Origin of the sequence: Halarsenatibacter silvermanii (genome assembly GCF_900103135.1) — a bacterium.
Classification (GTDB): domain Bacteria; phylum Bacillota; class Halanaerobiia; order Halanaerobiales; family Halarsenatibacteraceae; genus Halarsenatibacter; species Halarsenatibacter silvermanii.
The window spans coordinates 131,864-154,239 of the sequence record NZ_FNGO01000005.1; the positions used below are offsets into that span (position 1 = coordinate 131,864).

Consider the following 22,376-nt stretch of genomic DNA (forward strand, 5'->3'; position numbering starts at 1 on the left):
CATTGTAGATGACATATTATCAGATAATGATCGGCATTGCAAGCTCAAAGCTAAATCCCTGAGTGTTATGACACGCGGAGGATAATGTATGTTTTTATTTATCTACAAAAAAATAAATCGCCCCGAAAATCGGAGATTTTCAGAGTTAATCAGGTCAAAAAGTATCTAATCTAAAATAATTTTTGCCACAGGTGTTGACTAAAGGTCGGCTATTGTGTATACTGTTTTATGCCGAATGATGATGAATAAAATTCATGCGGTGAGGTAGCTCAGGTTGGTAGAGCAGTGGACTGAAAATCCTCGTGTCGGCGGTTCGAATCCGCCCCTCACCACCATTTTCCTGCGGGAGTAGCTCAGCTGGTAGAGCGCCAGTTTGCCATACTGGAGGTCGCGGGTTCAAATCCCGTTTCCCGCTCCATTTTTATTGGCGGCATAGCCAAGTCTGGAAAGGCAGAGGACTGCAAATCCTTCATCCCCCGGTTCAAATCCGGGTGCCGCCTCCATTTTAAAATCAGATTCTGCCGGGATGGCGGAATTGGCAGACGCATCGGACTTAAAATCCGGTGGGCACATTTTTGCCCGTGTGGGTTCGAGTCCCACTCCCGGCACCATGTATAAAAAGATAATCACGCGTGTGGGTATAGCTCAGCTGGTCAGAGCGCCACGTTGACATCGTGGAGGTCAGTGGTTCAAATCCACTTACCCACACCATTTTTATATTCTTCGATGCTTCATCGCTTTCAATGGTTAAAAACCAGCCTCGATATACATTTCTCTCAAAATTCATCGCTCTCTTCATAATCTTTTTCCATTTCTCCTGCCGAATTTAAAATTCAGACGAATTTAAGATGCAGGAATGATAGTATACCTGTATTTTTACATATTTTTATCATATAATACAGGAGATTAGGGGTTTTTCTTCAACTTGATAATATGAGACTTTACAAAATCATATCAATTTAAACAGGGGGTATATTTGATGAAAAAAGGGGCTTTATCTATTCTGCTGGTTTTTGCACTGGTTTTACTCTTTTCGACAGGTCTGGCCGCTGAAACTTATACCGTGGGCACCAGTGCCGGATTTCCTCCCTTTGAATACGTCGAAGATGGAGAGATTGTAGGCTTTGACATCGATCTTATGGAAGCTATAGGCGAGGAGCAGGGTTTTGAGGTGGAATTTGTAGATATAAGTTTTGATTCATTGATTCCCGGTCTCAACGCCGGCCAGTTCGACATCGTTGCCGCCGGTATGACAATCACCGAGGAAAGAGCTGAAGTTGTCGACTTTACCGACCCCTATTTCTCGGCCAATCAGGCTGTTCTGGTCAGAGAGGATTCTGAGGATGATCTGACTGTATTGTATGGTGATAATAAACTGGCGGTACAAACAGGAACAACCGGTGATCTCTGGGTTGAAGAAAATCTGCAGGATCCCGAAATTTTCACCGGAGATGTGACCCACTTCGATACTTTTGTTATGGCGGTCCAGGATCTGGTCAATGAAAATGTGGACGGAGTTGTACTCGATACGCCTGTAGCCCAGCGTTATGCGGAAGAAAATCCTGTCGAAATGGTCGCAGAAATTATCACGGGTGAGGAGTACGGACTGGCTGTAGCCGACGGTAATACTGAGCTTCTTGAAAAGCTCAACGAAGGACTCGAGCAGGTTAGAGAATCCGGTCGCATGGACGAACTTTTGGACAAACATTTTTAAGCACTCGTGAAATGCCCGAGAGCTGTTTTATAAAAAGATATACGGAAGGCTGTGGTGATAGCCTTGGCAGAGAGAATAGAACTTGCTCAACAGTCCCTTCCCGCTTTACTGGAAGGGACTGTTGTAACTATTCAATTAACAGTTTTGATATTGCTTTTTGGCCTGTTTTTGGGCCTGATCATGGCTTTTGGTCAGACTTATGGAAACAGGGCGGTTAAATTTCTGGTCGATATTTATGAGCGTGTTTTTCGCAGCATACCCGAGCTGGTACTGCTGCTTTTAGTTTTTTATGGTATGCCGAATATAGGCATCAATTTAAACCCTTTCAGCGCGGCGGTTCTGGCTCTGGGCCTGAGGGCAACAGCTTACATGTCGCAGATTTTTCGCGGAGCCTTCCAATCGGTGGGCTCAGATCAGCTTACAGCCGCACGCTCACTGGGGATGAGCAAGTTTAAAACTTTCAGATACGTGATTTTACCCCAGGCAGTCAGGGTATTTATACCTCCTTTCGCCAACGAATACGCGATTATTCTCAAAGACACTTCACTCGCCTATGCTCTGGGAGTGACCGAGCTTCTGCGTCAGGGCCAGTATATTATAGCTGTACATTATGATCCGCTGACCATCTTCCTCTTGATAGCGGCAATATATTTCGTTCTGACCTTTGGTGTGACAAGGCTTTTGAAACTGCTCGAAAATAAACTAAAAATTCCAGGTCTGGGAGCTGAAACAAATTGATGGCTGAAAAAACGCTTTTAAATATCAAAAATCTGCATAAAAGTTTTGGAGACAATCTGGTGCTGGACGGGATATCTTTTTCGCTCGACCCGGAGGAGATAAAGGTGATTATAGGTCCCAGCGGCACCGGCAAGAGCACAGTGTTGAACTGCATAAACAGGCTGGTAATGCCGGATGATGGGGAGATATGGCTTGAGGATACAGAAGTTATATCCTGCGAGGACATCAACAGCATCCGCCAGAATATAGGCTATGTTTTTCAGGGTTTTGGCCTTTTTCATCATTTGACCGCCATCAAAAATATCATGATCGGGCTCAGAAAAGTCAAAAATATGCCAGATAAAGCGGCCAGGGAAAAAGCTCTTTCCGAACTGGAAAGAGTGGGTCTGACCGAAGTAGCTGATTCCTACCCGGCGCAGCTCTCCGGCGGCCAGAAACAGAGAGTGGCCATCGCGCGAGCGCTGGCCATGGAACCCCAATTGATGCTGTTTGATGAACCCACCTCGGCCCTCGATCCCGAGCTCATCGGAGAAGTTCTGACGGTCATGAAAGATCTGGCAGAAGAGGGAATGACAATGCTCGTGGTGACGCATGAGATGGGATTTGCCCGCTCCGTTTCCGACGAAATAATTTTTATGGAGAAGGGTAACATAGTGGAAAAAGCACACCCGGAGAAGATGTTCGATTCCCCTGAGCTGGAACGCACGAGGGAGTTTCTCTTCAAACTGGACGAGCTCTACGGTCAGGGTGGTGAATAACATGCTGGAGTTTCTGACCGAGGAATATATGATCATAGATATTTTTGTCAGCAATTTCTGGACTTTTATGTCGGGGTTGAGGTTTACCTTCACCCTGACTGTTGTTGTCATGACAGCTGGAACTATCCTGGGCGTTTTGCTGGCCCTCGGCCGCAGTTACGGCAATAAAATTCTTTCTTTTTTATGCACTGCCTATATAGAGCTGATCCGTGGTACGCCCATGCTGGCCCAGCTTTTCATTCTCTATTTTGCTCTGCCCCCTTACGGTATCAATCTTTCTGCAGCGCAGGTGGCATATCTCGGTTTTACCCTCAATGCTTCCGCCTATCAGGCAGAGTACACCAGAGGGTCGCTGGAATCTGTCGAAACCGATCAATTTAAGTCAGCATATTCGCTGGGGATGAGCCGCTGGCAGACTATCTTCTATATTGTCCTGCCCCAGGCTGTGCGCTGGTCGATACCGGCCTGGACAAATGAATTCATATATATCCTGAAATACACCTCTCTGGCCTATATCATAGGTGCTCCGGATCTGATGACTCAGGGCAAATTTATAGCCAGCCGCAATTACCAGTTCTTTCGCGTTTACCTGATAGCAGCGATAATATATCTCGTAATAGTCACCATATCAACCTGGCTTGTCGACAGGCTGGAGGACAAAATCAGGATACCCGGTTTTAGAGGAGAAGAAAACTTTTAAAGGATCTTCTTGTCTTTAGTTGGTTAATAGGCGCGTAAAAAACATCATTTAGTTGTACTGTAAGATATAAAGCTTCGTTCACAATGAAATTTTTCTCCGGCCTAAGTTTAGTTTTCGGCCAAAAAATTGCGCAATTTTTTATCTGAATTTTAGAATCAACTGTTCCCATTCATCCATGGGAGAAGCCAGCAGATATTTTATCTCCGAGCGGCGGGCCTCGGGGAAAAAGCTTTCCAGCATTCTAATTTCCCCCTCTTTTCTGGCTTTTTGATATTCATCAAATACCTGTCTTTCTCCGCTGCCGATAACCAGCCTGTATCGACCTGGGCAGGCAATTTCCACTCTGATCTCCTCGCCGGATTTTAAACGACCGATAAATTCAGCCATCTTTTGAGTTCCCCCCTTATTATCTGCCGGTTAGAAAAAGATTTCCAGGACCAGGAGAAACATTCCCAGAATCGCAGCAGACGGCAGGATAATTTTCCAGTGATTTAATCCCATATAACGCGGCAGGGTGGCCTCAGAAAAACCCTCTCCTTCGAAAACACCCCCGAATCTTTCCTTAAATACCGCATATAAGGCTGCTCCCAGAGTTATACCGACCAGCCCGGGAATGAGAGCGTCCAGATTGCCCTGACCGGCAGCTCCCGCCAGCGTTCCCGGGCAATAACCCAGCACGGCAAATCCGATGCCAAAAATCAACCCGCCCGGAATCACCATTTTGAGCGGAGGGTTCTTGGGAGAAAGCTGAACCCATCCCAGATCATAGAGGGCATAAATACCGATCATGCCAACAATCACAGCCGTCAAAATAATCTTCAAAACAGTAAAATCATCCAGCTTCAGCTGTCCGACGATAACATTATAACGGGTTACGCCACCTTTCTGCAGCAAAAAACCAAAAATTATACCGGTCAAAAGTCCCTTTAACAATCGGGGAAAGCTCTCTCTTCTCATTTTAAATCACCTCTGCAAATTCTCAATCCAAAAAAACCGATGTTGAAGACAAAACTCACAGTATCACCATTGCCGCTGCTATTCCTCCGATGAAAAAACATGCGGCGGCTATCCAGCTGCTTATGCTCAGCTGCAGCGTGCCGCTGATGCCGTGACCGCTGGTGCAGCCTCCGGCAAAGCGGGCACCAAAACCTATAAAAATGCCTCCTAAAAGAGCCGAAAAAAATCTTCCCGCGGCAGTTATATTCAAAAAAGAGGGATAATCCGTTGGAGGTCTCATACTCAAAGAAAAACTGCCTGAAAGCACTGAGGAGATAAAGCTGCCGACAAAAATGCCGATCACCAGCATCATCTGCCAGTCAATTTTAGGAGCATAATCACGGTAATAACTCAATCTATCGGTCACCGAACTGTCTTTTTGTTCCCAGATCAGTCCGGACGTTCGAGCAAAAGTGGTTGAAGCTCCCAGGGCTTTTCTGGAAAAAAGAAAAGAGAGCCAGCTCAAAACTCCTATGCCGATCCCCACCAGATAGGGCGACCAGGTCGTTCTCATCAAAAATTCCATAATTCAGCACCTCCTGCCGGGCCTTTCAGTCCCGACCCGTATAATGATTATCTTCAGAATTAGATATTTAACGAATTAACTCTTGAAAAACACCATCAAGTTTGATATATTTCTATAGTAACAAGTATATAAGTATCCAGCAGCTGGAAGAGTAGCCAGTAGTCCAGCAGAAAAATGCATTAGGAGGGAAACCGATGTCTGCAAGCAAGCGAGAATCAAGCAGCTGGGATTGGCGTAAAACACTGCAGCGGGAAACCGTGAAAGCAGGCTTTGTCCCACGCAAAAGCTTCAGCAGTTTTCGCGACTCCTAAAAGTTATAATACTGACGGGAGACGGAGCTGAAGTATCCTAAACTCTAAACTTTTTGAAGCCGGGTGAAGTTCACATTTAAGTGAGCTTCACCCGGTTTCGTTATTTTTATTTTTAGCTTTCAGCTGCCGGTATCAGCCAGACCTTCTGAAACATCCTGATCGAAATGAACATCCTGCTGAGGATATGGTATATCGATGCCAGCTCTGTCCAATCTCTTTTTGACCTCTTCATGCATGTAAAACCAGACATCCCAGTAATGATCTGGATTGATCCAGACCCGGGTGAAAATTTCCACCGAGCTGCCGGCATGTTCGCCAACTCTGATCGTGGGCTCCGGTTTGGAATATATCAGCTCACATTTTTCAGCTATATCCTGGATGATTTTTTTGGCCCTCTCAAAATCATCGTCATAGCCTATGCCGAACTGCATATCCAGCCGCCGCTTGCTGGTCTCAGAAAAGTTGAGAATTCTCTCGTTGGCAAGATTGCCGTTGGGAATATAAAGCTTCTGCTGCTGAGGAGTATAGATGGTAGTATAGAGAATTTGAATTTCATCGACTGTACCCCAATCACCGCCTACGCTAATAAAATCCCCTACTTCGAAGGGACGAAAAAGCAGCAGTATTACTCCACCGGCAAAATTCGATAGACTGCCCTGCAGCGCCAGACCGGCAGCAAAACTGGCGGCACCTATTATTGCCACAAATGAGGTCATCTCTATTCCGGCCGTGCCCAGTGCACTTATGGCCAGTACAATTATCAGCACAACTTTGGCCATCGAATTTATAAATCCGGCCAGAGTCGGATCTACCCTGTCTTTCATCGAGCGTCTGAGAAATTTAAGCCCGCCTTTAATGGCAAACCATCCTATAGCAAAGATCAGCACACCGGCCAGAAGATTTAAAGCATGATGCTGAATTACGGATAATATGTACTGAGTATTCACGTAATAACCCTCCCGCAAGTATGTATTTTAGGATCTTCTTGTCTTCAGTTTGGTTATACGATATCTATCAACTGATAACAAGAAGATCCGTGTTTATTACGTTTTGAGGTTTTTCTCCATATCATTTGGTCGATATATCTTTACTCATATTCATACTGCCTGTATCAGGGAAGAACCCTCTTTAATATTATATCATAGCCTCTTTATTCAATCATCCCCAAATTAATTCCGGGCTTATATTACTACCAATAGATATCAAAAAGCCCCGCCTGCCAGGAGAGCCAGTATTCCTGCAGCGGGGCTTTGCCAAAAATAATTCTTGAGAAGATTTATCTTTTCTTACAGACGCTTTACCTTTATCAGGGCAGGCTCGCCATTTAATTCGAATTCATCGGCTTCTTTCAGGTCCGACTCCTCGACCGAAATGATTTCATCAGCCAGAGTCTCCTCGCTGATATAATCATGGAATTGCTCTACCGCCCTGTCTATCTCCTGGCTGCTGGAATAGTATATTTTTATTCTATCCAGCACATCGAAATCATGCTTTTTACGCAGATTCTGGACCCTGGAGATGAATTCCCGCGCATATCCTTCTGCTTTTAGTTCGGGAGAGAGCTCTGTTTCCAGAATTATGAACTCGTTATCCTCCATGCCGATAGAATATCCCTCACGGCTGCTAATATTGATGATGACTTCCTCTTCGCCGAAGGTAAATTTTTCCCCATCAAGATCGACGGTCAGTTTCTCTCCCGCCTCCAGCTTTTTGGCAGTCTTCCGGGAGTCCATTTCGGCCAGAGAGCCGGCGAAAAGTTTGACCTTATCGCGCAGCTGAGGTCCGACCTTTTCAAAATTGGGTTTAACTTCATATTCCATATACTGCCCGGGATCTTCAGTGTGTTCAACTTTTTTGACATTCAGTTCCTCTTTCAGCAGAGGTTTGAGCTCTGCCAGTTTATCTTTATGATCGGAAGATATGAGCACCCGGGCTATCGGCTGTCTTACTTTGAGCTCTTCTGCTTCCCGGGCTGCCCTGCCCATGGTCACCAGGTCTCGAACAAGCCCCATTCTTTCCTCCAGATCCTCCGCGATGAGCTCATTATCGGCTCCGGGATAATCCTGGAGATGCACCGATTCTGAGTCGGTCAGACTGCGGTGCACATCATCCGATATGAAAGGGGCAAAAGGAGCGATGGCCCGGGCCAGCTTCTCCAGTACCTCGTAGGTGGTCTGAAACACAGATTTCTTATCGCGGTCAAGCTCATCAGCCCAGAATCTGCGCCGACAGCGGCGAATATACCAGTTGGATAGATCTTCATCTATGAAATCCTGCAGTTCTCTGACAGCATTGGTCAGATGATATTCATCCATCTGTTTTTCAACCTCGGCCAGCGTGCTGTGCAGCCGCGATATTACCCAGCGGTCGATCCTATTTCTTTCCTCGAGGTCCACAGAAAACTCCCGGGGATCAATTTCGTCGGTATTCGCATAAAGTTTAAAGAAATAGTAGACGTTTTTAAGCGTGCGATAAAATTTGCTGTCTATCTCCTGCATCCCTTCCTCATCGAAGCGGGTGGGAGTCCAGGGAGGCGAGACCTGCAGGAGATACCAGCGCAGAACATCGGCCCCATATTTTTCGAACATGTTGAAAGGATCAACGGTATTTCCGCGCGATTTGGACATCTTTTTGCCTTCAGCGTCCAGTATAAGATCATTTACCAGCACCCTCTTGTAGGGTGATTCACCGGTTATGAATGAGGATATTGCTATCAGAGAATAAAACCAGCCTCTGGTCTGATCTATGCCCTCACATATGAAATCAGCCGGGAACTGCTCCTCAAAAACATCTTCGTTTTCGAAGGGATAATGCCACTGGGCAAAGGGCATAGAACCGCTGTCAAACCAGCAATCAATGACCTCTTCCACTCTTTGCATATCGCCGCCGCATTCCGGACATTCCAGCAGAACTTCGTCGACATAAGGGCGGTGCAGTTCGATATCCTCGGACACCTCATTGACAGCTCGCTCGCGCATCTCATCCACCGAGGCCACCGAAGTGAGTTCTCCACAGTCACAGCGCCAGATATTGAGCGGGGTCCCCCAGTAACGATTACGCGATAAAGCCCAGTCCTGAAGATTTTCCAGCCAGTTGCCGAATCTTTTTTCGCCCACAAAATCAGGATACCATTCCACGCCGTCATTATTTTCGATGAGTCTCTCCTTAATTCTGGTCATCTCGATATACCAGCTCCCCCGTGCGTAGTAAAGCAGGGGAGTGTCACAGCGCCAGCAGTGAGGATAATTGTGATCGACCTTCTGGGAGCGGACCAGCTTTTCATTATCGATAAGCCATTCGACTATGTTTTCATTGGCATCCATCACAAATTGACCTTCCCAGGGAGTGTCGGTATATTTTCCGTCTTCGTTAACAGGCTGGAGAACCGGAAGATCATATTTTTGACCCGTTTTGTAGTCTTCCTCTCCAAAAGCAGGAGCGCTGTGTACTATTCCAGTACCCTCTTCTGCGGTGACATAATCACCCAGAGTTACGTAAAAAGCGTCTTTGTCGGATTTAACCTCCACAAAAGGCATGATCTGTTCGTATTCTATACCTTCGAGCTCTTCTCCTTTAACCCGTTCAACAATCTCATAATCTTCGACAAATACCTCTTCCGCCCGGTCTTTTTCGATGTAATAAAGATCTCCCTGATAGCGGGCTTTCACGTAGGTTTTATCGGGGTGAACCGTCAGGGTCACATTGGCCGCTAAGGTCCAGGGAGTTGTGGTCCAGATGAGAAAATACTCGTTTTTATCTTTGCGCTTTACCCGGACGTAAACACTGTTGCTGGTGATCTCTTCATAACCCTGTGCCACTTCATGCGAGGCCAGGCCGGTGCCGCAGCGGGCGCAGTAAGGAAGTATTTTATGTCCCTCGTAAATAAATCCTTCCTCAAAGAATTGGTCGAGTATCCACCAGACCGATTCGATATAATCATTTTCCAGTGTGATATAGGGATCATCCATATCTATCAGATAACCCATCCGCTCGGTCATCTCACGCCACTGCTCTTCATATTCAAAGACCGATTGTCGGCACTTTTGATTGAATTCGTCTATGCCGTATTCTTCGATTTCTTCTTTGCTGTTCAGATCCAGCTCCTTTTCGACCTCGATTTCCACGGGAAGACCGTGGGTATCCCAGCCTCCTTTTCTTTTGACCATATAACCCTGCATTGTATGGTAACGACATACGGTGTCTTTTAAGGTGCGGGCGATAACATGATGAATCCCCGGTTTACCGTTGGCAGTCGGAGGACCTTCATAAAAAACATAGGGTTCGTTGTCTTTTCTCTGTTCCACACATTTTTCGAGCAGATTCATATCGTACCATTCATCGGCAATCTCTCTTTCGCGGCTGCCGGGATTCTTTTCCGGCAGGTCGGGAAATTGTGACATAGTTTATCATCACCTCTCCTCCAGGCTATCGTAATATTTTATTTATGAGTGAAATTAAAAAAAGCCCGAGCTTAAAAGCTCAGGACGATGGGGTTACCGTGGTACCACCCGAGTTGCAGCCGCAGGGCTGCCTCTCTGTGCCTTTAACGCCGGCCGCGCAAATCCCTACTGTAAATTTCGAGACTCGAGCTCAGGAAGGATATTCGTCCGCTCTGAGCCGGAGATCTTTCAGCCCGGGGGATCTCCTCTCTTGTCGACTCAGGCTGCAGATTACTATTTCCTTCGACACCTTTATTGAGATATGTCAAAAATATTTGTTCACTCCTTTATGATAAAACAATCCGGCTGATTTGTCAAGAAAAAAACTGCCGCCCGACAAAATAGAGTAGGACCAGCCTTTTACGGCTGGGACCCCTCGTCAAACTGCGCATACGGTTCTCCCGTAAACAGCTTACCGCTATTGTAGCCCCTTTCCAGGGAGTAAGTTATCATCTCCGCGTCACCGCGGATGGGTATTTTACTCCCCTCAGGACACGATGGTAAGTGATTTAAGTCCCAACTGTTTTAGTTCAGCAGTTGGGATTCTTCTATTCTGATGGTAATGAGCTTTCTTGCCTTCCTTATACGACCTTAAACGCATTCTTATCCACTCATTCAAGCTGCGAAAAAGTTTCTTAACATTGCCGTGCCCGAAATAATTCGCCCAACCGCGTATTACTGGATTGAGTCTGGCAATAATTACATCAACCGAAAACGGCTGCTGTCTTCTGGTTATATCCCTTACTTTGTCTTTGAATCTATCCAGTGCTTTTCTGCGGGGGCGCTTGTATCTCCAAGCAATGAATTCGTAACCTAAAAACTCAAAGCCTCTGCCAAAATTGGTGAGTTCAGTTTTGTCAGGGTGCAAAGTGAGGTTAAGCTTTTCCGTGATTATCTCCTCTGTAACATCCATGGCTCTTCTGGCTTTTCTCTTTGACTTTGCTAACACCACAAAATCATCCGCATAACGGACTATTTTGTAACCCCTATCGGTCATCTCTCTATCGAATTGATGCAGATAAACGTTGGCTAAAAGGGGAGATATTACGCCTCCCTGAGGTGTACCGTTAGGTGTGTCTTCAATACCATCTTCAGTCATGACTCCAGCTGTAAGCCACGACCTAATTATCCTAAGCACCCAGCCGTCATTTACCCTCTCTGTGAGGAAGTCCAAAAGCAGGTCCTGATCTATATTATCAAAGTATCCCTTAATATCGGCATCAACTACATGCTTATACCCCTGCTCTCTGTACTCCTCCACCTTCACTATCGCTTCCAGAGCTGACCTATTGGGTCTAAAACCAAAAGAGCAATCACAAAATATCTTCTCAAAGATGGGACTCAATATTCTTCTTACCGTTTCCTGAGCTATCCTATCTTTGACTGTGGGAATACCCAGCGGTCTTTCTCCTCCACTATCCTTGGGTATCATCACCCTCAGCACCGGCGAGGGCTCATAGGTTCCATTCCACAGCTGTCTGTGTAACTCCCTCATATTCTGCTTGTAATTATTCTTGAAATGTTTTATCTCCTGTCCATCTATGCCGGCACTACCCTCATTGGCAAAGACTGTGTGAGCTGCACGGTCCATGTTCCATTTGTCCAGTATCCTGTCCTTGAGTGTATAATAGGTGCACTTTACCATCTTTCACCTGCCTATCCTTCACTTACCAATCCTCCACCTAACATTACTGCTCATAGGGCCCTGTCCTTCCTGATATTATCGACCGCGTCTCTAGGCTTTTACACCAATCGCACCCTCCGATATATCATTACTCAGGTGGCTGTAATGCCGGGTTACTCTGATTTCAGGGTTATGGTTTCCCCTTCCATCCTCCTACCGGCCCCACCGGTCCTAAACCAGCGTTTAAACAGCTCTGCCCTACAAACCACTCATGTTATGTCTCAGATTTCAATAGCGTAGACATCCTTCGCTCAAGCTGACTTTATCCTCCTGCCAGTTACCTGACTATCTTCGGCTCAGCTGTCATCACTACTATGATGTCCTCTGACTTCTGTGATGGCATCACCATAGCTTTCCCGAAAGGGGTTATACCCGGGCTTATCTCTGCCGGTTTCGACAGAAACCATCACAGACCTCCCCCGGTCAATTCAGAAACCACTATCTTTTAGACCATTCCAGCCCTAATCACACCTGACTATCCTGCATGGACTCTCTCGTTTTAGCGCCTCGCGGCCCCTTATTCTCCCAAACAGGCGTCGAACTTCTCCGTTTAAATGGCGGATCGCCATAATCAGATGCCACCTCTGGTTTATATATTATTCTGGACTGGCCTTCACCTCAGACTCTCCAGATTCTGCCTCACGGCAGACACCCTGTCATTGTTGGCTTCACACACCGATACGACGAAAACAGCATGGGCAGGATTCTTATTCCACCTGCTATCTTCTGAATCTACGAGGCACACATCAAAAATGGCCCCGGATATTCTCCGGGGCCAGCAGTCTGCATCAATGCCTTTATATTTTCTTATTAGAGGAACTTCGATACGTAGGGCGAGGAGGTTTCTCCTTCTCCTTCCAATTCGATGAGATTCACCCTCAAAGAAGTGTAATAGTAATATGTTGTCAGCTCGGCCGAAGCATTCTTGACCAGCAGATCCAGCAGCTTATCTACATCAACACCGGCATTTCCACCATTTCTCTAGCTACATTGGCCATAAAATGAATTCCTCCAGTTAGTGAATTTTTATCATTCATAAATTTCTCAATAAGATCTTCTCCATTTTAGCTGGTTTGATATAGCTTCAGTCAAATTCATAATGTTTATTATCGGATAATAATCACTAAATAAATCATACCTTACTCTGGAGAAAAATGATGTAAAAAAGTTATAAATAATAATTGTTTTTATTAAAAGCCAGCTTTTTCCAGGGCATCTTCTACCGCCTCCTGCCAGAGTTCTGAGCTTCCGGTCGCTCCAGTATAGGTCTCCACTTCGTAGGTGTCAGCTTCTTTCATGCGGGCTGCTATCTCCTCCTGCGCTGCGTGAAACTCCTCCCAGCCATAATCTTCATCCTTAAATTGATCACCGGAAATCTCTTCCAGCCTGAGATCCTCTATCCTGTAGCCCTCGGGAGCCTCTTCATCAACTTCGACAGTAACCCGGGCCACACCCCAGCCCCGTTCAACTATGCTGGAAATGCCCATGAAAGTTCCCGAAAAATATTCCTCTCCTTCAGCACGGGCCAGGGCCATCTCCACCGCTTCGATAGCTTTTTCGCTGGTGTTGGTCGCCCCGCTGATGACCTCGACCTCTGAATCATTGGCTTCGACAAATTTCTGCGGGAGTAATTCCATGGCTTCATGCCATTCTTCCCAGTCATAATCATCGCCTTTTTCCCGGGCCATTTCATCATACTCCGTCAAATCAACTCCCACAATCTCGCCGTTGCTGAGGCTGACTTCAGCTTTAACGTATCCGTTTTCATCAGCCTGAGAAAACCCCTGATAAAGTTCTGCTGCCATAATTTCGCCGGCATGAATTAAAGTTCCTCCCAAAACAAAGACAAATAGAAAGGCTGTTATCAAGAAAAACCCCTTTAATCCTTTTCCTTTCAATTTCTATGCCTCCTTTGCTCAGCTATATTCCTGATTATTTGTCTTTCTTAGAATTCTAAATCATAAATCCGGCAGGAGGTTTTACTCAGATGTTTGCTCCCGCCGGATTTGTTCATTCTCCTTATTTAAACAGCCAACTGTATTATAAAACCATCATACTTTTCATGCCTTCTCTAAATTTACCGCCGTAACTTTGAGTTCAGGTATCATGGCTTCAGGATCTAATTCGTCATGGGTAAGTCGATTGGCCGGACTTTCAGCGTAATGAAAAGGCATGAAAACCTGGCCGGGAGCTACAGTATTCCCGATTCTGGCATAAGTTTCCACCTCTCCCCGGCGCGAGGTTACTTTAACCCTATCTCCCTGGCTGACATCCAGCTTTTCGGCATCCTGTTCATTTACCTCCACATAGCCATCGCTTTCAAATTCATCGATTGCCTTCGAATTTCTGGTCATGGTGCCGGTATGATAATGATACAGCATGCGGCCTGTCATCATCACGTGGGTGAAGTCCTCATCTTCTATACCTTCTACAGGCGGCTGATAATGAACGGGATGGAATTTGCCCAGGCCGCGGGCGAACTCCCCCTCGTGCAGGAATTTAGTGCCGGTATCATCTCTGTCCTGGCAGGGCCACTGCAGACGCTCATCTTCCAGCCTGTCATAATAGATGCCGCCGTAAATGGGAGTGAGATCAGCTATCTCTTCCATTATCTCGGCTGTATTTTCGTATTCCATCTCATAACCCATCGCCTGCGCCAGCTCGGAAATGATCTGCCAGTCGGGTTTGGCCTCCCCGGGAGGATCGACTGCCGGTCTTATCTTCTGAATTCTGCGTTCAGTATTGGTTTTTGTGCCCTCTTTTTCGGCAAAACAGGCCGCCGGCAGTACTACATCGGCATATTCTGCCGTATCGGAAAAGAATATATCCTGAACTACTGTAAATTCATTATTTTCCAGAGCTTCGATCACATGCTTTTGATCGGGGTCGGAGAGAACAGGATTTTCTCCCATGATATAAAGCCCTTTAACATCTCCCTCTTCACAGGCGTGGAAAATTTCCACCACCGTAAGACCCGGTTCTTCGGGAAAACCATCTACATCCCAGTAATCAGCGAACTTCTTTCTTATATCCTCATCGGTCACATCCTGATAACCGGGGAATACGTTGGGCAGACCTCCCAGGTCACAGGCGCCCTGAACGTTGCTCTGGCCCCGCAGGGGATTAACACCCGTGCTCTCGCGACCGACGTTACCTGTCATCATCGCCATACAGGCCAGAGAAGTGACATTGCCCGTGCCCGAAACGTGCTGGGTAATCCCCATGGCATAATATATGGCTCCTCGGTCCGCCCGGCCGTAAATTTCTGCAGCTTTTTTAATCTTTTCGGCCGGAACTCCGGTGATCTCCTCAACCCGGGCGGGATTATATTCCTCTACAACCTCTTTCAGCTCGGCAAAATTCTCGGTTCGATCCTCGATGTATTCCTCATCCTGCAGGTCTTTTTCCAGAATTACGTGCATGATACCGTTTATGAGCGCAGCATCAGTGCCGGGATAGGGCTGCAGAAAAACATCGGCCTCCTCGGCCAGCTCTATGCGCCTGGGGTCGGAGACGACCAGATCAGCACCGCTGCGGACCGCCTTTTTGATGCGGCTGCCTATAACCGGGTGATTCTCGGTGGGATTGGAACCGGTGACAAAAAAGGCATCGACGTTATCAATTTCCTCTATGGAATTGGTCATCGCTCCACTGCCAAAACTTTTGGCCAGACCGGCCACAGTGGAGGAGTGTCACAGACGGGCGCAGTGATCGACAGTATGAGTGCCCATCACCGCCCTCATAAACTTCTGCATGAGAAAGTTTTCCTCGTTTGAACAGCGCGCCGAGGTAAGACCTGCCAGAGCCTGAGGTCCGTGCTCCTCTTTGATGCGAGAGAAATTATCAGCGGTGTATTCGAGAGCTTCCTGCCAGCTGACCTCCTCGAATTCTCCTGTCTCTTCATCCTTGATCAGCGGTTTGGTCAATCTATCGGGATCGTCAAGGAAATCATACCCAAATCTCCCTTTTACACACGTCTCGCCCAGGGGATTGGGCAGGCCTTCCCGGCTGACCCCTTCCACTTCAACAACCTCATTATCCCGGGTTTTGAGATCCAGCTGACAGCCCACACCACAGTAACCGCAGGTGGTCTCGGTATGTTCCAGCTGATAATCACGGCCCCTGCCCTGAGAAGGCTTGAACTGCAGAGCTCCGGTAGGGCACTGCTGAACACATTGACCGCAAAAAACGCAGCTTGACTCATCGCTGCCCAGATCCTTCTTGAGAGCAGAACCAACCCGGGCCGAAAAGCCCCTTTCCACAAATTCGATGGCATCAGAACATTGAACCTCGTTGTCAACCCTGACACAGCGGCCGCAGAGAATACATTTGTCAGGATCATGCTCGATGAAAGGATTATCCGATTCTATCTCGAAACGAGGGGTTTCTTTGGGAATGCCAAGGGATTCATCCTCAATCTCCACGTCATAATGATAGGCCATATCCTGCAGCTTACAGCTTCCATCCGCTTCACAGGTCATGCAGTCGTTGGGATGATCTGAAAGCAGAAGCTTCACAACCAGCCTGCGCGACTGAAAAAGTCTTTCATTTTCCTCTTCATCGGCGGAGATATTCATGCCTTCCCGAACCGGCGTGGTACAGGAAGGAAAGAGCTCGCCGGAATTTTCGTCCTCAACCAGACACAGGCGGCAGGCTCCGACATTGCTCAGATGAGGATGATGACATAGGGTGGGAATATCATATCCGTGCTCGCGGGCAGCCTCCAGTATGGTCGCATCTTCGGCCACCTCGTGTTCATTGCCATTTATAGTGATCGTCGCCATTTTATCAGACTCCTTTTTTGGCTTTTTGGCATTGTTTTTTCAGTTTCGAAAAAAAACTGGTATTGACCCTATACTTAATTAAAACTCGTAAATCTTACTCCCGATAATGATGCAGCCCGTCAGTTAAACCCCGACTTCTTCGCGCTGACCGGGCACTATCTCTATAGCGTCAAAGGGACATTCATCTAGGCAATTTCCACAGCGAATACAGGCATCATCAAAAATCCTGTAGGGATCTTCACCCGGTTCTCCCTCGATAGCATCGACCGGACATATCTGACGGCAGCGGTCACAGGCCTGACACTCCTCATCGATGATGTGATAGAAAATCAGGTTCTGACATACGCCGGCAGGACAGGATTTTTCATAAATATGAGCTTCGTATTCATCGCGAAAATATTCAATTGTACTCAGCACCGGATTGGGTGCTGTCTGCCCCAGGCCGCAAAGAGAGGTGTCGATTATCCTCTCTCCCAGCTCTTCTAAGAGTTCGATATCTCCTTTTCTGCCCTCGCCAGAAGTTATTCTCTCCAGAATTTCCAGCATCCGGCGGGTTCCCAGCCGGCAGGGAGGACATTTTCCACAGGATTCATCCTGGGTGAAATCGAGGAAAAATTTGGCCACATCGACCATACAGGTATCTTCATCCATTACCACCAGACCGCCTGAGCCCATAATGGAGCCGACTTCCTGCAGCTTATCGAAATCGACCGGGATGTCGAACATATCTCTGGGAATACAGCCGCCGGAAGGACCTCCCGTCTGAACAGCTTTGGCTTTTTTATCTCCGGGTATGCCTCCGCCGATATCAAAAACAACTTCCTCGAGAGATATGCCCATCGGCACCTCTATAAGTCCGGTATTGTTGACCTTGCCGACCAGCGAAAATATCTTCGTGCCGGTGCTGTTTTCGGTTCCCACAGAATTAAACCAATCGGCTCCATCTCTGATGATCAGGGGCACATTGGCATAACTTTCCACGTTGTTTATATTGGTGGGCTGTCCCCAGAGACCGCTCTCGGCTGGATATGGCGGTCGGGGGCGGGGCATGCCTCTTTCTCCCTCGATCGAAGCCATAAGTGCAGTCTCCTCACCGCAGACAAAAGCGCCGGCTCCTTCCATGATCTCGATATCAAAGCTGAAATCTGTGCCCAGAATTTCTTCGCCCAGAAGTCCATACTCGCGCGCCTGCTTCACGGCCTCAGTTATATGTTCAACCGCCAGCGGGTATTCGGCTCTAATATAGATAAAACCCTGGGAGGCTCCGATGGCATAGGCAGCTATTATCATTCCCTCCAGCACCAGATGAGGATTGCCTTCCTTGATACTCCTGTCCATGTAGGCGCCTGGATCGCCCTCATCGGAGTTGCAGATGAGATATTTGGGCTCGGAATCCTGCTGATAACAGAGATCCCATTTCTTGCCGGTGGGAAAGCCGCCGCCTCCGCGGCCCCGCAGACCGGATTCTTTGACCTCGTCTATGACATCTTCCTGCTCCATCTCCAGCAGAGCCTTTTTGAGTCCGGTATACCCGTCGACTGCAAAATAATCCTCTATATCGGTAGGAGAGATGTGACCGTTGCTTTCAAATACTATTCTACCCTGATTTTTATAAAAGGGTATATCCTGTTCTTTGATGATCTTCTCTTGAGTCTGCGGCTCCACATACTCAAGCCGCTCGATAGCTTCACCCTTTTTGATGGTCTTTTCCAGAATTTCCTCAACATCTTCCGGTTCTATATTGCAGTAAAAATTTCCTTCGGGCCGGATAACCATGAGCGGCCCCATCTCGCAAAAACCCTGGCAGCCCGTAACTTTCAGGCCGACCTCGTCAGTAATTCCTTTATCCTCCAGCTGGGTCTGAAGCTCCTCTATTACATCCTGACAGCCGCCCCCGCGGCAGCCGGTACCACCGCACATAGAAATCAATTTATCGTGACTTTCATACTCTTTTTCGGCTCTATTCTGAAACTCCTCCAGATCAGCAGCTGATTCTATGATTGACATTGTTAGCCTCCTTACTCCAGTTCATCTATTATTTCCGAAATTCTCTTTTTGGTCATATTGCCGTGAAACTCCCCATTGACCACGACAACAGGAGCGACAGCACAGGAGCCGACACATCTGGCTCCTTCAAAGGAAAATTTCCTGTCCTCAGTCACGCCCCCCTTTTCGATGCCGAGATTTCTCTCGAGCTCCTCGATCAGCATCGGGGCTCCCCGGACATGACAGGCTGTGCCCGTACATACCACAATATGATTTTCTCCCAGCGGTTTCAGGCGAAATTCGTTGTAAAATGTAGCCACGCCGGAAAGCTGGGCCAGCGAGGTGTCCATAAGCTCAGAAGCCCTGACCATGGCCTCTTCGGGCAGCCAGCCGTAGGTCAGCTGAATATCCTGCAGCACGGGGATCAGGGGAGATTTTTTCTCGCCGCCCCGGGAATATTTTTCGACTATCTCATCAACTTTTTCCAGTTCGAATTCCACTTCCAAATTAACTCACCTCCGAAAAGACTTAATTTGTAAGACAATTTTTTGTATTTTTTTTAGTCAAAAACTTTTGCCCGACCCTGAGTCTCAGCAAAGACAAAATAAAAAACCACATAAACCCGGTGCTATTAAAAATATTCGAGAGTTAAAATTAAAATCCTGCTGGCCTCGACAAAACATCGGTGTTTAGAATCAAAAATATTTTAGAATCTTCTTGTTATCAGTTGATAGATATCGTATAAGATCACTAGCATGACAATAATGGCTGAAAGATATAAAGCAAAGTGATACTCGAAATTTTTCGAAACTCAGGTTAAGTCCCTGGCCAAAAAATAGTGTCCCCGGCCTTCTTTATTTTTAGGCCGGGGATCGAGGTTTCAAATATGATTTCTCATCCTTCGAGCTCATCTATCCGGGCTTTGATCTGTTCCATCTCCTGTCTGTACTCTTCAAGCTTATCGCGCTCTTCCTGTACTATCTCATCGGGGGCTTTTTCCACGAAATCATCGTTGGCGAGCTTGCCCCGGGCCCGTTCAATTTCAGCTTCCACTTCCGATTTTTCTTTTTCAAGTCGAGCAATCTCCTGATCTATATTTATCATCTCTTCCAGCGGCAGTATTATCTCAATTTCTCTCACCACAGCCGTGGCAGCTTTTTCAGGGCGTTCAGCAAACTCCCCGGCTATCTGGATTTCATCTACACCTGCCAGCTCGGCAATATAATCCCGCCCGTTTTCGAGAATATCCTGATATTCATCGCCCGCAGAGAATAGAGCCTTGATGCCGCGGCCGGGATCGACATTCATTTCATTCCGGATATTGCGGATTGATCTGATAACTTCCTGTAAAATTTGCATATTTTCACAGGCCTCAACGTCAAAACATTCCCCCCTGATTTTCGGCCAGTCCTGCAGCATGATGCTTCCCTCGCTGCCGGGAAGTTTCTGCCAGATCTCCTCAGTTATGAAGGGCATGACAGGGTGGAGCAGTTTCAATATCTCACCCAGAAGGTACTGCCCCGTCCGGAGCGCTGTCTGTTTTTCCTTTTCATCTTCGGCATCGTATAGATGCGGCTTTATCAGCTCAAGATACCAGTCACAGAACTCACCCCAGATAAAGTCATAGAGGGTCTGGCTTACCTCACCGAAGAGAAACTTCTCCATATTGGTGTTTATATCATCGACTATCTCGTTAAATCTATGCAGCATCCAGCGCGAAGCCGGGCTGATCTTTTCGCTGTCTTCCGGCAGGCTCTTCGGCGTATCCTCCTCCAGATTCATCAGCATAAAACGGGAGGCGTTCCAGATCTTGTTGGCAAAGTTGCGGCTGGCCTCCAGCCTTTCCTCGCGAAATCTGCGGTCATTGCCGGGGGTGGAGCCGGTTATGAGCATGAAGCGAAGCGTATCGGCACCATAGTCTTCTATAACATCGAGAGGATCTATGCCGGTTCCCAGCGATTTGCTCATCTTACGGCCATCGCTGGCCAGTATTAAACCGTGGACATAAACATTGGAAAAAGGAGGTTCATCCATATTATATATGCCTGTGAAGATCATCCGGGCGACCCAGAAGAAAATTATATCGCGGCCGGTTACCAGCACCTCGGTCGGATAAAAATACTCCAGGTCTTCTGTTTCCCCGGGCCAGCCCAGCGTGGAAAAGGGCCAGAGTCCGGAGCTGAACCAGGTATCGAGCACATCCTCTTCCTGTTCAAGATTTTCGCTACCGCATTCACTGCAGTTTTCCGGCTCTTCTCGGGCGACATTTTCCGCCCCGCAGTCCTGACAGTACCAGACGGGGATGCGGTGTCCCCACCAGAGCTGACGGGAGATACACCAATCCTCGATGTTCTCCATCCAGTTCATATAAACCCGTTCAAATCTCTCGGGAACGAAGTTTACCTCTCCTTCTTTAACCGCTTCAATGGCCGGCTCGGCCAGAGGTTCCATCTCGACAAACCACTGTTTGGAGATCATCGGTTCCACAATCTCATCACAGCGATAACAGTGGCCGACGGCATGTTCGTGATCTTCCACTTTCTCCAGAAGATCGGCCTCTTTTAAATCTTCAATAACCTGTTCTCGACACTCCTGGCGGCTTAACCCGACATATTCACCCGCTTCGGCGCTCATAAAACCCTGATAATCGATGACCTGAATTTTTTCCAGGTCGTGACGCTCACCTATTTCAAAATCATTGGGGTCGTGAGCCGGGGTCACTTTGACCATGCCCGTACCAAAATCGCTGTCCACGAATTCATCCTTTATTATAGGGATCGGCCTCTCCATCAGCGGCAAAATCACCGTTTTACCTGTATGCTGCTGATATCTCTCATCATCGGGATCGACAGCCACAGCAGTATCTCCCAGCATGGTCTCGGGCCGGGTGGTGGCCACTGTTATATAACCGGAATCATCCGCGAAAGGATACCGTATATAATAAAGTTTGCCGGTCTCTTCCTCGTGTTCTACCTCCAGATCGGAGAGGGAGGTTTCACAGTCAGGACACCAGTTGACTATGTAATCCCCCCGATATATAAGACCGTCCTCATAAAGCCTGACAAAAGCTTCCCTTACAGCTTTAGAACATCCTTCATCCAGGGTGAATCTTTCTCTGGTCCAATCACAGGAGGCGCCCAGTTTCCGGATCTGATCGGTTATTTTGCCCCCGTACTCTTCCGTCCAGTCCCAGGCTTTATCCAGGAATTTTTCCCGGCCGATCTGCTCTTTGCTCAGTCCCTCTTCTCTTATCTGTTCGACCACCTTGACCTCGGTGGCTATGCTGGCATGATCCGTTCCCGGCAGCCAGAGCGTATTATATCCCTGCATCCGCCGCCAGCGGATGATAATATCCTGAAGCGTGCTGTCCAGTGCATGCCCCAGATGCAGCTCGCCTGTGACATTGGGAGGAGGCATCATGATCGTAAATGGGGTCTTATCTTCATCAGCTTCCGGCGTGAAATAACCCTCCTTCTCCCAGAATTCGTACCATTTCTCTTCTACCTGATGGGGATTATAAGTTTTGGGCAGCTGTTCGCTCAATTTAATATCACTCCCTGTTTGGTCTATAATTTTTATCCAAAAAAGAAAATCCCTCTCATCCGTTCAGGACGAGAAGGATTATCGCGTTACCACCCGAAATTTCAGCCCGGAGCTAAACCTGCCGGACCGACACTCAATCTCGATAACGGCATAGCTGCCGACCATCGCTAATCTATTCCTTTAATTATCACTCGAAA

The 22,376-nt window shown here is 47.4% G+C and carries 15 protein-coding genes, 5 tRNA genes, 1 pseudogene and 1 other annotated feature; of the genes and pseudogenes, 9 read left to right on the forward strand and 12 right to left on the reverse strand.

Annotated elements, in window-relative coordinates; all coding sequences use genetic code 11:
* Positions 1–258 precede the first annotated feature (258 nt).
* The 9 genes from BLT15_RS04160 to BLT15_RS04200 all read left to right on the forward strand — a co-directional run bounded on the left by BLT15_RS04160 (position 259) and on the right by BLT15_RS04200 (position 3,910).
* A tRNA-Phe gene (locus BLT15_RS04160) sits at positions 259–335 on the forward strand.
* 7 nt (positions 336–342) lie between these two features.
* Positions 343–418: transfer RNA gene (locus BLT15_RS04165), tRNA-Gly, on the forward strand.
* A gap of 8 nt (positions 419–426) precedes the next feature.
* Positions 427–503 (forward strand) — tRNA-Cys (locus BLT15_RS04170).
* A 17-nt stretch (positions 504–520) separates the two neighbouring features.
* Positions 521–611, forward strand: a tRNA-Leu gene (locus tag BLT15_RS04175).
* 23 nt (positions 612–634) lie between these two features.
* Positions 635–711 (forward strand) — tRNA-Val (locus BLT15_RS04180).
* Between the two features lie 268 nt (positions 712–979).
* Complete coding sequence (locus tag BLT15_RS04185; protein ID WP_089758971.1) at positions 980–1,714, forward strand: basic amino acid ABC transporter substrate-binding protein; 735 nt, start codon at positions 980–982, stop codon at positions 1,712–1,714.
* Between the two features lie 63 nt (positions 1,715–1,777).
* Entirely contained in the window at positions 1,778–2,452 is a 675-nt protein-coding gene (locus BLT15_RS04190; RefSeq protein ID WP_089759018.1) for an amino acid ABC transporter permease, read from the forward strand.
* Positions 2,452–3,210, forward strand: coding sequence for an amino acid ABC transporter ATP-binding protein (locus BLT15_RS04195; RefSeq protein WP_089759020.1), 759 nt, complete (start codon positions 2,452–2,454; stop codon positions 3,208–3,210). The genes BLT15_RS04190 and BLT15_RS04195 overlap by 1 nt, the downstream gene beginning before the upstream one ends.
* 1 nt (position 3,211) lies before the next feature.
* On the forward strand, positions 3,212–3,910 hold the full coding sequence (locus tag BLT15_RS04200) for an amino acid ABC transporter permease (RefSeq protein WP_234985498.1): 699 nt from the start codon (positions 3,212–3,214) through the stop codon (positions 3,908–3,910).
* Positions 3,911–4,048: 138 nt separating this feature from the next.
* Here the strand turns inward: BLT15_RS04200 and BLT15_RS04205 are convergent, their stop codons facing one another.
* From BLT15_RS04205 to BLT15_RS04260, 12 genes and pseudogenes are all read right to left on the reverse strand, one after another.
* Positions 4,049–4,297: a hypothetical protein gene (locus BLT15_RS04205; protein ID WP_089758973.1), complete on the reverse strand. Its 249-nt coding sequence runs from the start codon at positions 4,295–4,297 to the stop codon at positions 4,049–4,051.
* Positions 4,298–4,327: 30 nt separating this feature from the next.
* On the reverse strand, positions 4,328–4,867 hold the full coding sequence (locus BLT15_RS04210; protein ID WP_089758975.1) for a YeeE/YedE thiosulfate transporter family protein: 540 nt from the start codon (positions 4,865–4,867) through the stop codon (positions 4,328–4,330).
* Positions 4,868–4,922: 55 nt separating this feature from the next.
* Entirely contained in the window at positions 4,923–5,432 is a 510-nt protein-coding gene (locus BLT15_RS04215; protein WP_089758977.1) for a YeeE/YedE thiosulfate transporter family protein, read from the reverse strand.
* A gap of 430 nt (positions 5,433–5,862) precedes the next feature.
* The gene (locus tag BLT15_RS04220) at positions 5,863–6,690 is read right to left on the reverse strand and encodes a mechanosensitive ion channel family protein (RefSeq protein ID WP_089758978.1); all 828 of its coding nucleotides are present in this window, start codon (positions 6,688–6,690) and stop codon (positions 5,863–5,865) included.
* 339 nt (positions 6,691–7,029) lie between these two features.
* Positions 7,030–10,143 carry an isoleucine--tRNA ligase gene (gene ileS / locus BLT15_RS04225; RefSeq protein ID WP_089758980.1) on the reverse strand — a complete coding sequence of 1,038 codons (3,114 nt, stop codon included), beginning with the start codon at positions 10,141–10,143 and terminating at the stop codon, positions 7,030–7,032.
* A gap of 77 nt (positions 10,144–10,220) precedes the next feature.
* Positions 10,221–10,438, reverse strand: a binding site (T-box leader).
* A gap of 231 nt (positions 10,439–10,669) precedes the next feature.
* Entirely contained in the window at positions 10,670–11,827 is a 1,158-nt protein-coding gene (ltrA, locus tag BLT15_RS04230) for a group II intron reverse transcriptase/maturase (protein ID WP_089758982.1), read from the reverse strand.
* Positions 11,828–12,715: 888 nt separating this feature from the next.
* Positions 12,716–12,864, reverse strand: a pseudogene (locus tag BLT15_RS13755) (DNA protection protein DPS); the annotation flags it as partial.
* 192 nt (positions 12,865–13,056) lie between these two features.
* On the reverse strand, positions 13,057–13,764 hold the full coding sequence (locus BLT15_RS04240) for an FMN-binding protein (protein WP_089758984.1): 708 nt from the start codon (positions 13,762–13,764) through the stop codon (positions 13,057–13,059).
* Positions 13,765–13,926: 162 nt separating this feature from the next.
* Positions 13,927–16,650 (reverse strand): formate dehydrogenase subunit alpha, encoded by a 2,724-nt coding sequence (gene fdhF / locus BLT15_RS13525; protein ID WP_089758986.1) that lies wholly within the window; start codon positions 16,648–16,650, stop codon positions 13,927–13,929.
* Positions 16,651–16,773: 123 nt separating this feature from the next.
* Positions 16,774–18,657 carry an NADH-quinone oxidoreductase subunit NuoF gene (gene nuoF / locus BLT15_RS04250; RefSeq protein ID WP_089758988.1) on the reverse strand — a complete coding sequence of 628 codons (1,884 nt, stop codon included), beginning with the start codon at positions 18,655–18,657 and terminating at the stop codon, positions 16,774–16,776.
* An 11-nt stretch (positions 18,658–18,668) separates the two neighbouring features.
* Complete coding sequence (locus tag BLT15_RS04255) at positions 18,669–19,136, reverse strand: NADH-quinone oxidoreductase subunit NuoE family protein (RefSeq protein ID WP_234985503.1); 468 nt, start codon at positions 19,134–19,136, stop codon at positions 18,669–18,671.
* A 394-nt stretch (positions 19,137–19,530) separates the two neighbouring features.
* Positions 19,531–22,185, reverse strand: coding sequence for a valine--tRNA ligase (locus tag BLT15_RS04260; RefSeq protein WP_089758990.1), 2,655 nt, complete (start codon positions 22,183–22,185; stop codon positions 19,531–19,533).
* Between the last annotated feature and the right edge of the window lie 191 nt (positions 22,186–22,376).

Coding starts and splice junctions, on each gene's coding strand:
- BLT15_RS04185 (WP_089758971.1), top strand. CDS start 980: ATGAAAAAAGGGGCTTTATCTATTCTGCTGGTTTTTGCACTGGTTTTA.
- BLT15_RS04195 (WP_089759020.1), top strand. CDS start 2,452: ATGGCTGAAAAAACGCTTTTAAATATCAAAAATCTGCATAAAAGTTTT.
- BLT15_RS04200 (WP_234985498.1), top strand. CDS start 3,212: ATGCTGGAGTTTCTGACCGAGGAATATATGATCATAGATATTTTTGTC.
- BLT15_RS04205 (WP_089758973.1), bottom strand. CDS start 4,297: ATGGCTGAATTTATCGGTCGTTTAAAATCCGGCGAGGAGATCAGAGTG.
- BLT15_RS04210 (WP_089758975.1), bottom strand. CDS start 4,867: ATGAGAAGAGAGAGCTTTCCCCGATTGTTAAAGGGACTTTTGACCGGT.
- BLT15_RS04215 (WP_089758977.1), bottom strand. CDS start 5,432: ATGGAATTTTTGATGAGAACGACCTGGTCGCCCTATCTGGTGGGGATC.
- ileS (WP_089758980.1), bottom strand. CDS start 10,143: ATGTCACAATTTCCCGACCTGCCGGAAAAGAATCCCGGCAGCCGCGAA.
- ltrA (WP_089758982.1), bottom strand. CDS start 11,827: ATGGTAAAGTGCACCTATTATACACTCAAGGACAGGATACTGGACAAA.
- nuoF (WP_089758988.1), bottom strand. CDS start 18,657: ATGTCAATCATAGAATCAGCTGCTGATCTGGAGGAGTTTCAGAATAGA.